The sequence below is a fragment of the Nocardioides sp. S-1144 genome (assembly GCF_005954645.2).
GTDB classification, from domain to species: domain Bacteria; phylum Actinomycetota; class Actinomycetes; order Propionibacteriales; family Nocardioidaceae; genus Nocardioides; species Nocardioides dongxiaopingii.
Genome location: NZ_CP040695.2, coordinates 3,564,117 through 3,577,391, shown reverse-complemented (window position 1 = coordinate 3,577,391; position 13,275 = coordinate 3,564,117). Strand labels below are relative to the sequence as shown.

Genomic DNA, 13,275 nt, shown 5'->3' with positions numbered 1-13,275 from the left:
CCGGCTGCCACCCCGGCTGCGGACCGGCCGGCCAGCCCGGCTGCGGACCGGCCGGTGGCCCCGGCTGCCAGCCCGGCGGCGGCACGGCGCCGGGCGGGCCGCCGTGCTGGGCCGGCGGCGCGGCGGCCGGCTGGGCCCAGGGGAAGGCGGCGGGCTCGTTCGGCGGCGGGGCGCCCGGGGGAGGGGGCGAACCGGGGGGCGGGTAGGACTGCTGGTCGGACATGGCTCCTCGACGGGGTCACGGGTCGACGGGTGCACATCCTGTCAGGAGGCCGGCGCCGCCGGCGTCGGCGCACCGCCACCAGCCGCGACACGCCCGGCCTCGGGGGTGGGCGGGGCCCCGACGACGCCACGCCGGTGAGCCTCCTTGCCGGCCGCCCGGGGTCGGATTTGGTACGACCCGAGATGTCTGCCAAGATATCCAGGTTGCTCCGGCGGGTTGCCGGGGTGCGGCTTGTCTTGACTACTGAATCGCGTCTCCCAGCGTGGCCCCCAGCGGGCAGCGCCCCCGGTGACGTGGTGGTGGCAGACACACGGCCGCACCGCACCAGGAGACCCGATTCAGCCGACAGCCTCAGCAGTCGAAGCGCTTCGCCATGTGGGATCCAGATTTCTGGCCCAGGCGACACGCCCGACCGCGGGGGTGGGACCCGGAGCCAGGACACCCAAGCACGCAGGACGAGCGAGAAGGACGAGCTACCTATGGCGGGACAGAAGATCCGCATCAGGCTCAAGGCCTATGACCACGAGGTGATCGACACCTCGGCGCGCAAGATCGTGGACACCGTCACCCGAACGGGTGCGAAGGTCGCCGGCCCCGTGCCGCTGCCGACCGAGAAGAACGTGTACTGCGTCATCCGCTCGCCCCACAAGTACAAGGACTCGCGCGAGCACTTCGAGATGCGCACCCACAAGCGCCTGATCGACATCATCGACCCCACGCCGAAGACCGTTGACTCGCTGATGCGTCTCGACCTGCCGGCGGGCGTCGACATCGAGATCAAGCTCTGAGTCGCGGGAGACAGCCATGACTTTTGAACGCAACGTCAAGGGACTGCTGGGCACCAAGCTCGGCATGACCCAGCTCTGGGACGAGAACAACAAGGTCGTCCCCGTGACCGTGATCGCGGCGAACACCAACGTCGTCACCCAGGTGCGCCTGCCCGAGCCGGACGGCTACAACGCCATCCAGGTCGGCTACGGCGAGATCGAGGGTCGCAAGATCACCAAGCCGCAGGCCGGGCACTTCGACAAGGCCGGCACCACGCCGCGCCGCCACGTCGTCGAGATCCGCACCGCCGACGCCTCCGCCTACACCGTGGGCCAGGAGCTGGCCGCCGACCTCTTCGCCGCGGGCGACGTCATCGACGTCACCGGCACCAGCAAGGGCAAGGGGTTCGCCGGTGTCATGAAGCGCCACGGCTTCCACGGCGTGAGCGCCTCGCACGGTGCCCACCGCAACCACCGCAAGCCGGGTTCCATCGGTGCCTGCGCGACCCCCGGTCGCGTCTTCCAGGGCACCCGGATGGCCGGTCACATGGGCACCGAGACGGTCACCACCCAGAACATCACCGTGCACGCGGTCGATGTCGAGAAGGGTCTGATCCTCGTCAAGGGCGCCGTCCCCGGCCCCAAGGGCGGACTGATCATGCTCCGCTCGGCCGCCAAGAAGCAGGAGGCCTGAGCATGGCTAGCGACAACACGGCCAAGGTCGTCACCCCCGAGCTGCCCGCCGCCATCTTCGACGTCGAGGTCAACGTCCCGTTGATCCACCAGGTCGTCGTCGCGCAGCAGGCCGCCGCTCGTCAGGGCACGCACTCGACCAAGCGTCGCGGCGAGGTCCGCGGCGGTGGCCGCAAGCCCTACAAGCAGAAGGGCACCGGCCGCGCCCGCCAGGGCTCGACCCGCGCGCCGCAGTTCGCCGGCGGTGGCGTCGTCCACGGTCCGCACCCGCGCGACTACAGCCAGCGCACCCCCAAGAAGATGAAGGCCGCCGCCCTGCGCGGGGCGCTCTCCGACCGGGCCCGCAACGAGCGGATCCACGTCGTCGAGTCCCTCGTCACCGGCGAGGCCCCCTCGACCAAGGCGGCCCTGGCCGCGCTCACCGGGCTCAGCCCGCGCGTGCGCTTCCTCGTCGTGCTCGAGCGCACCGACGTCGTCACCTGGCTCTCGCTGCGCAACGCGGTCGAGGTCCACATCGTCGCCGTCGACCAGCTCAACACCTACGACGTGCTCGCCGCCGACGACGTGGTCTTCACGCAGGGCTCCTACGACGCCTTCGTGGGCGCCGCGAGCTCGACGTCGGCCGTCGTGACCGAGACCGAGGAGGACGACAAGTGAGCACCCTGCACAAGGACCACCGCGACATCCTGATCGCGCCGGTCGTGTCCGAGAAGAGCTACAGCCTCCTCGACGCCAACAAGTACACCTTCCTGGTGCACCCCGAGGCCAACAAGACCGAGATCAAGATCGCGGTCGAGAAGATCTTCAACGTCAAGGTCACCTCGGTGAACACGCTGAACCGCCCGGGCAAGACCCGCCGCACGCGGACCGGTCTCGGCAAGCGCAAGGACACCAAGCGCGCCATCGTCAGCCTCGCCGAGGGCCACCGCATCGACATCTTCGCCGGCCAGGCCTGAGCGGCGAGAGGACCAGATACCCATGGCAATCCGCAAGTACAAGCCGACCACCCCGGGCCGTCGTGGCTCGTCGGTCGCCGACTTCGTCGAGATCACCCGGACCACGCCCGAGAAGTCCCTGACGCGTCCGCTGCCCAAGAAGGGCGGCCGCAACAACCAGGGCCGGATCACCACCCGCCACCAGGGCGGTGGCCACAAGCGTGCCTACCGGATCATCGACTTCCGTCGCTACGACAAGGACGGCGTGCCGGCCAAGGTCGCTCACATCGAGTACGACCCCAACCGCACCGCCCGCATCGCCCTGCTGCACTACTCCGACGGCGAGAAGCGCTACATCGTCGCGCCGAAGGACCTCACCCAGGGCACCCGCGTGGAGTCCGGCCCCACGGCCGACATCAAGCCCGGCAACAACCTGCCGCTGCGCAACATCCCGGTCGGTACGACGATCCACTGCATCGAGCTCCGCCCCGGCGGCGGTGCCAAGATCGCCCGCTCCGCCGGCATCAGCGCCCAGCTCGTCGCCCGTGAGGGCTCGCGCGCCACGGTCCGCATGCCCTCGGGCGAGATGCGCTTCGTCGACGTGCGCTGCCGCGCCACGGTGGGCGAGGTCGGCAACGCCGAGCAGTCCAACATCAACTGGGGCAAGGCCGGCCGCATGCGGTGGAAGGGCAAGCGCCCGACCGTCCGCGGTGTCGTCATGAACCCCGTCGACCACCCGCACGGTGGTGGCGAGGGCAAGACCTCGGGTGGTCGTCACCCGGTGTCCCCCTGGGGCAAGCCCGAGGGTCGCACGCGCAAGCGCAAGGCGAGCGACTCCCAGATCATCCGCCGGCGCAAGTCCGGCAAGAACAAGCGCTGATAGGGAAGTAGACAGATGCCTCGCAGCCTCAAGAAGGGTCCGTTCATCGACGACCACCTTCAGAAGAAGGTGGACGCCGAGAACGCCAAGGGCTCTCACAACGTCATCAAGACCTGGTCGCGTCGTTCGATGATCACCCCGGACTTCATCGGGCACACGATCGCCGTCCACGACGGTCGCAAGCACGTCCCGGTCTTCGTCACCGACTCGATGGTCGGTCACAAGCTGGGCGAGTTCGCGCCCACCCGCACCTACCGCGGGCACGTCAAGGAAGACCGGAAGGGGCGTCGTCGCTGATGTCTACCACCGAGCGTCACCGCACCAGCGCGCGCCGCGACTCCCTGCTGGGTGACCAGCCGGGTGCCTTCGCGAGTGCCCGCTTCCAGCGGATCACCCCGATGAAGGCCCGCCGTGTCGTCGACATGGTCCGCGGCCTCCCGGTCGACCAGGCCCTGTCGCTGCTGCAGTTCGCACCGCAGGCCGCCTCCGAGACCGTCTACAAGGTCCTCGAGAGCGCCGTCGCCAACGCCGAGACCACCGAGGGCCTCGACACCGGCGACCTCGTCGTCTCGGTCGCCATGGTCGACGAGGGCCCCACGATGAAGCGGTGGCGGCCGCGTGCGCAGGGTCGTGCGACCCGGATCAACAAGCGCACCAGCCACATCACGCTCGTCGTCCAGCCCGCGTTGGCTCTGAAGAACGGAAGGAGTGCCTGATGGGCCAGAAGATCAACCCGAACGGCTTCCGCCTCGGCATCAGCACCGACCACAAGTCCCGCTGGTACGCCGACAAGCTCTACAAGGCCTACGTCGGCGAGGACGTCGCGATCCGCAAGCTGCTCTCCAAGGGCATGGAGCGGGCCGGCATCTCCAAGGTCGAGATCGAGCGCACCCGTGACCGCGTGCGCGTCGACATCCACACCGCCCGCCCGGGCATCGTCATCGGTCGCCGCGGCGCCGAGGCCGACCGGATCCGTGGCGAGCTCGAGAAGCTGACCGGCAAGCAGGTCCAGCTGAACATCCTCGAGGTCAAGGCCCCGGAGATGGACGCCCAGCTCGTCGCCCAGGGAGTCGCCGAGCAGCTCGCCGGCCGCGTGCAGTTCCGCCGCGCGATGCGCAAGGCGATGCAGACCACGATGCGCTCGGGTGCCAAGGGCATCCGGATCCAGTGCTCGGGTCGGCTCAACGGTGCCGAGATGTCGCGCACCGAGTTCTACCGCGAGGGTCGCGTCCCGCTGCACACGCTGCGTGCCGACATCGACTACGGCTTCTACGAGGCCAAGACCACCTTCGGTCGCATCGGCGTGAAGGTCTGGATCTACAAGGGCGAGGTCGCCGGCACCCGTGCCGAGCGCCAGGCCCAGGCCGCAGCCCGCGCCGGCGTCCCCGGCCGCGGCGGCAGCAACCGCCCGCAGCGTGGTGGCGAGCGCCCGAGCCGTGGCACCCGCCCGACGCGCAGCGACCGCACCGACGCACCCGACACCACCGAGGCTCCCGCCGGCGGCAACACCGCCCTGGCGACGCCGTCGGCCGAGACCCCCGGTCAGGAGGGCTGACCCATGCTGATGCCTCGCCGCGTCAAGCACCGCAAGCAGCACCACCCCAACCGCCGTGGATCGGCGAAGGGTGGCACGACGCTGGCCTTCGGTGACTTCGGCATCCAGGCGATCGAGGGTCACTACGTGACCAACCGGCAGATCGAGTCGGCCCGTATCGCGATGACCCGCCACATCAAGCGTGGTGGCAAGGTCTGGATCAACATCTACCCCGATCGTCCGCTCACCAAGAAGCCCGCCGAGACCCGCATGGGTTCCGGCAAGGGCTCGCCCGAGTGGTGGATCGCCAACGTCAAGCCCGGCCGTGTCATGTTCGAGCTCTCCGGAGTCGACGAGGAGACCGCTCGCGAGGCCATGCGCCGCGCGATCCACAAGCTCCCCATGAAGTGCCGCTTCATCACCCGAGAGGCCGGTGAGTTCTGATGAGCCGCGACACGAAGGCCCACGAGCTCGACGAGCTCAACGACGTCGACCTCGAGTCGAAGCTGCGCGAGTCGAAGGAGGAGCTGTTCAACCTCCGCTTCCAGGCCGCGACCGGCCAGCTCGAGAGCCACGGTCGGCTCCGCACGGTCAAGAAGGACATCGCCCGGATCTACACCGTGGTGCGCGAGCGCGAGCTCGGCATCCGGACCGCCCCGGGCACGAAGGACGAGGCAACCGCATGAGCGACAGCACCAGCACCCCGGCGACCGAGGGCCGCAACGCCCGCAAGACCCGCGAGGGTCTCGTCGTCAGCGACAAGATGGACAAGACCGTCGTGGTCGAGGTCGAGGACCGCGTCAAGCACGCGCTCTACGGCAAGGTCATGCGCCGCACCAGCCGGCTCAAGGCCCACGACGAGAACAACGAGTGCGGCACCGGCGACCGGGTCCTGATCATGGAGACCCGTCCGCTGTCGGCCACCAAGCGTTGGCGCCTCGTCCAGGTCCTCGAGAAGGCCAAGTAGTCCCCGAACTTTTCGGCCCTAACAACACCGTTCGGCCAGGCTCGATCCGCCCCGCCCCGGCGGGGGACGGGCGAGAACCAGCTCGACAAGGAGAGAAACAGTGATTCAGCAGGAGTCGCGACTCAAGGTCGCCGACAACACGGGTGCCAAGGAGATCCTCTGCATCCGCGTGCTCGGAGGCTCGGGTCGCCGCTACGCCGGCATCGGTGACGTCATCGTCGCCACCGTCAAGGACGCGATCCCCGGTGGCAACGTCAAGAAGGGCGACGTCGTCAAGGCCGTCATCGTCCGGACCGTCAAGGAGCGCCGTCGCGCCGACGGTTCCTACATCCGCTTCGACGAGAACGCCGCCGTCATCCTCAAGACCGACGGCGAGCCGCGCGGCACGCGCATCTTCGGCCCCGTCGGCCGCGAGCTGCGCGAGAAGCGCTTCATGAAGATCATCTCGCTCGCCCCGGAGGTGCTGTGATGACCAAGAAGGTCGGCAAGATCAACATCAAGAAGGGCGACACCGTCAAGGTGATCGCAGGCAAGGACAAGGGCGCCGAGGGCAAGGTCATCAAGGTGCTCCGCGAGGAGGACCGCGTGATCGTCGAGGGTGTCAACCGCGTCAAGCGGCACACCAAGGTCGTCAACCAGGGCGGTCGCGGCGGCAACACCGGCGGCATCATCACCGTCGAGGCCCCGATCCACGTCTCGAACGTCATGCTCGTCGACGGTGACGGCGTCACCCGCATCGGCTTCCGCCGCGACGAGGTCACCAAGCGTCGCCCCGACGGGTCGACCTACCTCGGCGAGCGCAGCGTCCGCATCTCGCGCAAGACCGGCAAGGAGATCTGAAATGACTGAGGGAGCAGTGGCCGAGAAGGTCACCCCGCGTCTCAAGACGCGCTACCGCGAGGAGATCCTCCCGGCGCTCAAGTCGGAGTTCGAGATCGCGAACGTCATGCAGGTCCCCGGCCTGGTCAAGATCGTCGTCAACATGGGCGTCGGCGAGGCCGCGCGCGACTCGAAGCTGATCGAGGGCGCCATCCGCGACCTCACCGCGATCACCGGTCAGAAGCCGGCCGTCACCAAGGCCCGCAAGTCGATCGCCCAGTTCAAGCTGCGCGAGGGCATGCCGATCGGCTGCCACGTCACGCTGCGCGGCGACCGCATGTGGGAGTTCCTCGACCGCCTCCTGTCGCTGGCGCTCCCGCGCATCCGCGACTTCCGCGGTCTGAACCCGGGCCAGTTCGACGGCAACGGCAACTACACCTTCGGCCTCACCGAGCAGGTCATGTTCCACGAGATCGACCAGGACAAGGTCGACCGCCAGCGCGGCATGGACATCACCATCGTCACGACGGCCACCACCAACGACCAGGGTCGCGCGCTGCTCAAGCAGCTCGGCTTCCCCTTCAAGGAGAACTGACATGGCGAAGACCTCGCTCAAGGTCAAGGCCGCGCGCAAGCCGAAGTTCGCCGTCCGCGGCTACACCCGCTGCCAGCGCTGCGGCCGCCCGAAGGCCGTCTACAGGAAGTTCGGCCTGTGCCGCATCTGCCTGCGCGAGATGGCTCACCGCGGCGAGCTGCCCGGCGTCACCAAGTCCTCCTGGTGAACCTCACCACCACCAACCGCTGAAGGTCCCGCCGCACCGCGGGAAACCACAGAAGAGAGAGAACACGCTTCCATGACGATGACTGACCCGATCGCAGACATGCTCACGCGTCTGCGCAACGCCAACCAGGCGTTCCACGACGAGGTCTCCATGCCCTACAGCAAGCTCAAGCAGGGCGTCGCGGAGATCCTCAAGCAGGAGGGCTACATCGCCTCCTTCGACGTGACCGACAACGAGGGCCCCGGCCAGACGCTGACGATCACCCTCAAGTACGGCCGCAACCGCGAGCGCTCGCTCGCCGGCGTCCGCCGCATCAGCAAGCCCGGCCTGCGCGTCTACGCCAAGCACACCGGCCTGCCCAAGGTGCTCGGCGGACTCGGCGTCGCGATCATCTCGACCAGCCAGGGCCTGCTCACCGACCGCCAGGCCAACCAGAAGGGCGTGGGCGGAGAAGTCCTCGCCTACGTCTGGTGACCGGCACCAACGACTGACCGAAAAGGAGAACGAACAGCATGTCGCGTATTGGCAAGCTCCCCGTCGCGGTCCCGTCCGGTGTCGACGTGGCTATCAACGGCCCGCTCGTGACCGTCAAGGGCCCCAAGGGCACCCTGTCGCACACCGTCGCCGCACCGATCGTGGTCGAGAAGGGTGACGACGGCGTCCTCGACGTCAAGCGCCCCGACGACGAGCGCATCAGCAAGTCCCTCCACGGCCTGACCCGCACGCTGGTCAACAACATGGTCGTGGGCGTCACCGACGGCTACGAGAAGAAGCTCGAGATCGTCGGCGTCGGCTACCGCGTCCTGTCGAAGGGCCCGACCCAGCTGGAGTTCCAGCTCGGCTACTCGCACCCGATCATCTTCGACGCCCCCGAGGGCATCACCTTCACCGTCGAGAGCCCCACCAAGCTCGGCGTGGTGGGCATCGACAAGCAGCTGGTCGGCGAGATCGCCGCCAACATCCGCAAGCTTCGCAAGCCCGAGCCCTACAAGGGCAAGGGTGTCCGGTACTCCGGCGAGCACATCCGCCGCAAGGTCGGAAAGGCTGGTAAGTAGCACATGGCCATCAAGATCAAGCAGCAGAAGCACGCCTCCAAGCGGCTGCAGTCGCGGCTCAAGCGTCAGGTCCGCGGTCGCAAGCGGATCAGCGGCACCGACGAGCGCCCGCGCCTGGTCGTGACGCGTTCGACCAAGCACATCACCGTCCAGGTCGTCGACGACCTGGTGGGCAAGACCCTCGTGTCCGCCTCCACCATGGAGGCCGACCTCCGGTCCCTCGACGGCGACAAGACCGCCAAGGCGACCCGGGTCGGTGAGCTCGTGGCCGAGCGCGCCAAGGCCCAGGGCGTCGACGCCGTGGTCTTCGACCGCGCCGGCAACAAGTACCACGGCCGGATCGCGGCCCTGGCTGACGGGGCCCGCTCCGGCGGACTCACGTTCTAGCCAGCGACCAACACCTACAGGGAGTAGAGACTCATGAGTGGACCGCAGCGCGGACAGCGCGGTGGCGGCGACCGTCAGGGCCGTGGGCGCGACGGTGGTCGTGGCCAGGGCGCTGAGAAGAGCCAGTACCTCGAGCGCGTCGTCGCCATCAACCGTGTCGCCAAGGTCGTCAAGGGTGGTCGGCGCTTCAGCTTCACCGCCCTCGTCGTCGTCGGTGACGGTGACGGCATGGTCGGCGTCGGCTACGGCAAGGCCAAGGAGGTGCCCGCGGCGATCGCCAAGGGCGCGTCGAGGAGGCCAAGAAGGCCTTCTTCCGGGTTCCCCGGATCCAGGGCACCATCCCTCACCCGGTGCAGGGCGAGAAGGCGGCTGGCGTCGTCTTCCTGCGTCCGGCCTCGCCCGGTACCGGCGTCATCGCCGGTGGCCCCGTGCGCGCGGTCCTCGAGTGCGCCGGCATCCACGACGTCCTGAGCAAGTCGCTCGGCTCGTCGAACCAGATCAACATCGTGCACGCGACCGTCGAGGCGCTGCGCATGCTCGAGCAGCCCGAGGCCGTCGCGGCCCGCCGTGGCCTGCCGGTCGAGCACGTCGCCCCGGCGGCGCTGCTCAAGGCCCAGGCCGAGGGCAAGCAGGAGGCGGCCGACGCCGCCGCCGCAGGGGTGAGCCACTGATGGCGCAGCTCAAGATCCAGCAGAACAAGTCCACCATCGGGTGCAAGGCCAACCAGCGCGAGACCGTTCGCTCGCTGGGCCTCAAGCGCATCGGTGACGTGGTCGTCAAGGAGGACCGTCCGGAGATCCGGGGCATGGTCCACACCGTCCGTCACCTGGTGACGGTCGAGGAGGTCGAGTGACATGACGCTCAAGCTGCACCACCTGCGCCCGGCTCCGGGCGCCAAGAAGGCCAAGACCCGCGTCGGACGCGGTGAGGGCTCCAAGGGCAAGACCTCCGGTCGCGGTACCAAGGGCACCAAGGCCCGCTACCAGGTGCCGGTCGCGTTCGAGGGTGGCCAGATGCCCATCCACATGCGGCTGCCCAAGCTGAAGGGGTTCCGCAACCCCTTCAAGGTCGAGTTCCAGGTCGTCAACCTCGACCGGATCAGCTCGCTCTACCCCGAGGGTGGCGACATCGACGTCGCCTCGCTCGTGGAGCGCGGCGCGGTCCGCAAGGGTCTGCCGGTCAAGGTCCTCGGTCAGGGCGACCTGACCGTCAAGGTCTCGGTCACCGCCCAGGCCTTCTCGGCCTCGGCCAAGGAGAAGATCGAGGCCGCTGGCGGCTCGGTCACCGTGGCCTGAACAACTCACACGGCTTGGTCAGGGGCGTCCCTCACGTAGGGGCGCCCCTGACGTGCCTGTTAGGCTTCCCCGGGCCCAGCGATCGTGCTCCATCACCGGAGCCGTCGGGTCCGGGCCCTCATCTGCTGGAGAAAGAGGAAACGTGCTCGCCGCGTTCGTGAACGCCTTCCGTACCCCGGACCTGCGCAAGAAACTGTTGTTCGTCCTGGCGATCATCGTCGTCTTCCGGGCCGGCTCGCAGATCCCCGCACCCGGGGTGAACGTGGGCAACGTCCAGCAGTGCCTCGGAGACCAGGCCAACAACGAGGGCGTGTACACGCTCATCAACCTGTTCTCAGGTGGAGCGTTGCTCCAGCTGACGGTCTTCGCGCTCGGGATCATGCCCTACATCACCGCCAGCATCATCTTGCAGCTGCTCGTCGTGGTCATCCCACGGCTCGAGGCGCTCAAGAAGGAGGGCCAGTCGGGTCAGGGCAAGATCACCCAGTACACCCGGTACCTGACGCTGGGCCTCGCGGTCCTCCAGGCCACCGGCATCGTCGCGCTGGCCCGGTCGGGCAGCCTGCTGCAGTGCGAGCTGCCGCTGCTGCACAGCAACAGCCTCTCGACGTTCATCGTCATGGTCGTCACCATGACCGCCGGCACCGCGGTGATCATGTGGCTCGGCGAGCAGATCACCGAGCGCGGCATCGGCAACGGCATGTCGATCCTCATCTTCACCCAGGTCGTCGCGACCTTCCCGGTCGCGCTCTGGCAGGTCGGCAAGACCCAGGGCTGGTGGACCTTCGGCGTCGTCATCGCCATCGGCATGGTCATCGTCGCCGCGGTCATCTTCATCGAGCAGGCCCAGCGCCGGATCCCGGTCCAGTACGCGCGACGCATGGTCGGGCGCAAGATGTTCGGCGGGTCCTCGACCTACATCCCGCTCAAGGTGAACCAGGCCGGCATCATCCCGGTCATCTTCGCCTCCTCGCTGCTCTACCTGCCGGCCATGGCCGTGCAGTTCCAGCAGAACAACACCAACCCCGCGGGCTGGGTCGGCTGGATCAACGACCACTTCGTGGCCGGCGACCACCCGTTCTACATGGCGACGTACTTCGCCCTGATCATCTTCTTCACCTACTTCTACGTGTCGATCACCTTCAACCCGACCGAGGTTGCCGACAACATGAAGAAGTACGGCGGCTTCATCCCCGGGATCCGGGCGGGCAAGCCGACCGAGGACTACCTGTCCTACGTCCTGTCCCGCATCACGCTGCCCGGAGCGCTCTACCTCGGCATCATCTCGCTCATCCCGCTGATCGCGCTGGTGCTGATCGATGCCAACCAGAACTTCCCGTTCGGCGGTACCTCGATCCTCATCATGGTCGGCGTGGCGCTCGACACCGTGAAGCAGATCGAGAGCCAGCTCCAGCAGCGCAACTACGAAGGATTCCTGCGCTGATGCGTCTGATCTTGATGGGCCCGCCCGGCGCGGGCAAGGGCACGCAGGCGACCTCGATCGCCGACCACTTCGGCATCCCGGCGATCTCGACCGGCGACATCTTCCGCGCCAACGTCAGTGCCGGCACCGAGCTCGGCATCGAGGCGAAGCGCTACATGGACGCCGGCGACTACGTCCCCGACGAGGTCACCAACCTGATGGTCCGCAACCGGATCGACGAGCCCGACGCGAAGCCGGGCTTCCTCCTCGACGGCTACCCGCGCACCACGGCGCAGGTCGACGAGCTCGACGGCATGATCGCCTTCACCGGGCACAAGCTCGACGCCGCCGTCGTGCTCACCGTCGACCCCGACGAGCTGGTCGCGCGGCTGCTGCAGCGCGCCACGACCGGCGGTCGCGCCGACGACACCGAGGAGGTCATCCGCAAGCGCCAGGACCTCTACACCACCGAGACCGAGCCGCTGATCGAGCTGTACCGCTCGCGCGGGCTCCTGGTCGAGGTCGACGGCATGGGCACGGTCGACGAGGTCACGCAGCGCATCTTCGCGGCCCTCGACATCATCCCCGAGAGCTGAGCGACTCCTGCCCCACCGCGGTCGCGACGTCGTCGCGACCCGGCAGGTGACGTCGGAAAGGTAGACGATGGGCTGGCGGGACCGCGGCGTCGAGATCAAGACGCCGGAGCAGATCGCGGCGATGCGCCGCGCCGGGCTGGTCGTCGCCCGCACCCTGGAGCTGGTCACCGACCTGGCCCGGCCGGGCCTGACCACCGGCGAGCTCAACGCCGCCGCGGAGGCGCACATCCGCGGGCTGGGCGCCACGCCGTCCTTCCTCGGCTACCACGGGTTCACCGGCTCGCTCTGCGTCTCGGTCAACGACGAGGTCGTGCACGGCATCCCGGGCAGCCGGGTCCTGGCCGAGGGCGACCTGGTCTCGATCGACTGCGGCGCGATCGTCGAGGGCTGGCACGGCGACGCCGCCACCACCGTCGCGCTGGGCGAGGTCTCCGAGGAGGTGCGCGGGCTGATGGCCGTCACCGAGGACGCCCTCTGGGCCGGCATCGGCGCGGCGCGCCTGGGTGGTCGCGTCACCGACATCTCGCACGCCGTCGAGACGCTGGTCCGCTCGCGCGGCGACTACGGCATCCTCGAGGACTACACCGGCCACGGCATCGGCTCCGAGATGCACCTGCCGCCCGACGTCCCCAACCTCGGCAAGCCGGGCCGCGGCCCGCGCCTGGTGGAGGGCCTGGCCCTCGCCGTCGAGCCGATGGTCACCCTGGGCTCCGCCGAGACCGACGTCCTCGAGGACGACTGGACCGTCGTGAGCCACGACGGCTCCTGGGCGGCGCACTACGAGCACACCTTCACCCTCACCCCCGACGGCGCCTGGGTGCTCACCGCCCTCGACGGCGGCCGCGCCCGACTCGAGGCCCTCGGCGTCCCCTACGGCGGCGACTGATCCTCGCCGAGTCGGCGCTCGGGTTGAGCGTTC

Annotated in this window: 23 protein-coding genes and 1 pseudogene; all 24 read left to right on the top strand. The window is 68.6% G+C overall.

The features are described from left to right. Nucleotides 1-702: 702 nt before the first annotated feature. The 24 genes and pseudogenes from rpsJ to map all read left to right on the top strand — a co-directional run bounded on the left by rpsJ (nucleotide 703) and on the right by map (nucleotide 13,242). Nucleotides 703-1,011: a 30S ribosomal protein S10 gene (rpsJ, locus tag FE634_RS16840; RefSeq protein ID WP_008360994.1), complete on the top strand. Its 309-nt coding sequence runs from the start codon at nucleotides 703-705 to the stop codon at nucleotides 1,009-1,011. 16 nt (nucleotides 1,012-1,027) lie between these two features. After that, a complete protein-coding gene (rplC, locus tag FE634_RS16835; protein WP_137295624.1) occupies nucleotides 1,028-1,684 on the top strand; it encodes a 50S ribosomal protein L3 in 657 nt (218 codons plus the stop codon). 2 nt (nucleotides 1,685-1,686) lie between these two features. Then, nucleotides 1,687-2,340, top strand: coding sequence for a 50S ribosomal protein L4 (gene rplD / locus FE634_RS16830; protein ID WP_138876545.1), 654 nt, complete (start codon nucleotides 1,687-1,689; stop codon nucleotides 2,338-2,340). After that, the gene (rplW, locus tag FE634_RS16825) at nucleotides 2,337-2,639 is read left to right on the top strand and encodes a 50S ribosomal protein L23 (protein ID WP_134766944.1); all 303 of its coding nucleotides are present in this window, start codon (nucleotides 2,337-2,339) and stop codon (nucleotides 2,637-2,639) included. The genes rplD and rplW overlap by 4 nt, the downstream gene beginning before the upstream one ends. A gap of 22 nt (nucleotides 2,640-2,661) precedes the next feature. Beyond that, nucleotides 2,662-3,498, top strand: a complete 837-nt coding sequence (gene rplB, locus FE634_RS16820; RefSeq protein ID WP_137295626.1) for a 50S ribosomal protein L2 — start codon at nucleotides 2,662-2,664, stop codon at nucleotides 3,496-3,498. A gap of 15 nt (nucleotides 3,499-3,513) precedes the next feature. After that, nucleotides 3,514-3,795, top strand: coding sequence for a 30S ribosomal protein S19 (gene rpsS, locus FE634_RS16815; protein WP_134766946.1), 282 nt, complete (start codon nucleotides 3,514-3,516; stop codon nucleotides 3,793-3,795). Beyond that, nucleotides 3,795-4,214 (top strand): 50S ribosomal protein L22, encoded by a 420-nt coding sequence (gene rplV, locus FE634_RS16810; RefSeq protein ID WP_138876544.1) that lies wholly within the window; start codon nucleotides 3,795-3,797, stop codon nucleotides 4,212-4,214. Before rpsS ends, rplV begins: the two co-directional genes overlap by 1 nt. Next, the gene (gene rpsC / locus FE634_RS16805) at nucleotides 4,214-5,053 is read left to right on the top strand and encodes a 30S ribosomal protein S3 (RefSeq protein ID WP_137295628.1); all 840 of its coding nucleotides are present in this window, start codon (nucleotides 4,214-4,216) and stop codon (nucleotides 5,051-5,053) included. The genes rplV and rpsC overlap by 1 nt, the downstream gene beginning before the upstream one ends. A gap of 3 nt (nucleotides 5,054-5,056) precedes the next feature. Further along, the gene (gene rplP, locus FE634_RS16800) at nucleotides 5,057-5,476 is read left to right on the top strand and encodes a 50S ribosomal protein L16 (protein WP_134766949.1); all 420 of its coding nucleotides are present in this window, start codon (nucleotides 5,057-5,059) and stop codon (nucleotides 5,474-5,476) included. Beyond that, nucleotides 5,476-5,718 carry a 50S ribosomal protein L29 gene (rpmC, locus tag FE634_RS16795; protein ID WP_134766950.1) on the top strand — a complete coding sequence of 81 codons (243 nt, stop codon included), beginning with the start codon at nucleotides 5,476-5,478 and terminating at the stop codon, nucleotides 5,716-5,718. Before rplP ends, rpmC begins: the two co-directional genes overlap by 1 nt. Then, complete coding sequence (rpsQ, locus tag FE634_RS16790; RefSeq protein WP_137295629.1) at nucleotides 5,715-5,999, top strand: 30S ribosomal protein S17; 285 nt, start codon at nucleotides 5,715-5,717, stop codon at nucleotides 5,997-5,999. The genes rpmC and rpsQ overlap by 4 nt, the downstream gene beginning before the upstream one ends. Nucleotides 6,000-6,099: 100 nt before the next feature. Then, nucleotides 6,100-6,468, top strand: a complete 369-nt coding sequence (gene rplN / locus FE634_RS16785; protein ID WP_134766952.1) for a 50S ribosomal protein L14 — start codon at nucleotides 6,100-6,102, stop codon at nucleotides 6,466-6,468. After that, entirely contained in the window at nucleotides 6,468-6,839 is a 372-nt protein-coding gene (rplX, locus tag FE634_RS16780; RefSeq protein ID WP_209020658.1) for a 50S ribosomal protein L24, read from the top strand. Before rplN ends, rplX begins: the two co-directional genes overlap by 1 nt. A 1-nt stretch (nucleotide 6,840) precedes the next feature. Further along, nucleotides 6,841-7,413 carry a 50S ribosomal protein L5 gene (gene rplE / locus FE634_RS16775; RefSeq protein ID WP_137295630.1) on the top strand — a complete coding sequence of 191 codons (573 nt, stop codon included), beginning with the start codon at nucleotides 6,841-6,843 and terminating at the stop codon, nucleotides 7,411-7,413. A 1-nt stretch (nucleotide 7,414) separates the two neighbouring features. Beyond that, complete coding sequence (locus FE634_RS16770; RefSeq protein WP_010831721.1) at nucleotides 7,415-7,600, top strand: type Z 30S ribosomal protein S14; 186 nt, start codon at nucleotides 7,415-7,417, stop codon at nucleotides 7,598-7,600. Between the two features lie 72 nt (nucleotides 7,601-7,672). Then, nucleotides 7,673-8,074 (top strand): 30S ribosomal protein S8, encoded by a 402-nt coding sequence (gene rpsH, locus FE634_RS16765; RefSeq protein WP_134766954.1) that lies wholly within the window; start codon nucleotides 7,673-7,675, stop codon nucleotides 8,072-8,074. A gap of 38 nt (nucleotides 8,075-8,112) precedes the next feature. Further along, a complete protein-coding gene (rplF, locus tag FE634_RS16760) occupies nucleotides 8,113-8,655 on the top strand; it encodes a 50S ribosomal protein L6 (RefSeq protein WP_134766955.1) in 543 nt (180 codons plus the stop codon). 3 nt (nucleotides 8,656-8,658) lie between these two features. Further along, nucleotides 8,659-9,042 (top strand): 50S ribosomal protein L18, encoded by a 384-nt coding sequence (gene rplR / locus FE634_RS16755; protein WP_137295631.1) that lies wholly within the window; start codon nucleotides 8,659-8,661, stop codon nucleotides 9,040-9,042. A gap of 33 nt (nucleotides 9,043-9,075) precedes the next feature. Next, nucleotides 9,076-9,713 (top strand): annotated as a pseudogene (gene rpsE / locus FE634_RS16750) (30S ribosomal protein S5). Next, entirely contained in the window at nucleotides 9,713-9,895 is a 183-nt protein-coding gene (gene rpmD, locus FE634_RS16745) for a 50S ribosomal protein L30 (RefSeq protein ID WP_134766958.1), read from the top strand. The pseudogene rpsE and the gene rpmD overlap by 1 nt, the downstream one beginning before the upstream one ends. Nucleotide 9,896: 1 nt before the next feature. Continuing rightward, nucleotides 9,897-10,337, top strand: a complete 441-nt coding sequence (gene rplO / locus FE634_RS16740) for a 50S ribosomal protein L15 (RefSeq protein WP_134766959.1) — start codon at nucleotides 9,897-9,899, stop codon at nucleotides 10,335-10,337. A gap of 142 nt (nucleotides 10,338-10,479) precedes the next feature. Continuing rightward, nucleotides 10,480-11,781 (top strand): preprotein translocase subunit SecY, encoded by a 1,302-nt coding sequence (gene secY / locus FE634_RS16735; RefSeq protein ID WP_137295634.1) that lies wholly within the window; start codon nucleotides 10,480-10,482, stop codon nucleotides 11,779-11,781. Then, nucleotides 11,781-12,356 carry an adenylate kinase gene (locus FE634_RS16730; protein WP_137295635.1) on the top strand — a complete coding sequence of 192 codons (576 nt, stop codon included), beginning with the start codon at nucleotides 11,781-11,783 and terminating at the stop codon, nucleotides 12,354-12,356. The genes secY and FE634_RS16730 overlap by 1 nt, the downstream gene beginning before the upstream one ends. Nucleotides 12,357-12,423: 67 nt before the next feature. Continuing rightward, entirely contained in the window at nucleotides 12,424-13,242 is an 819-nt protein-coding gene (map, locus tag FE634_RS16725; RefSeq protein ID WP_138876542.1) for a type I methionyl aminopeptidase, read from the top strand. Nucleotides 13,243-13,275: the final 33 nt, after the last annotated feature.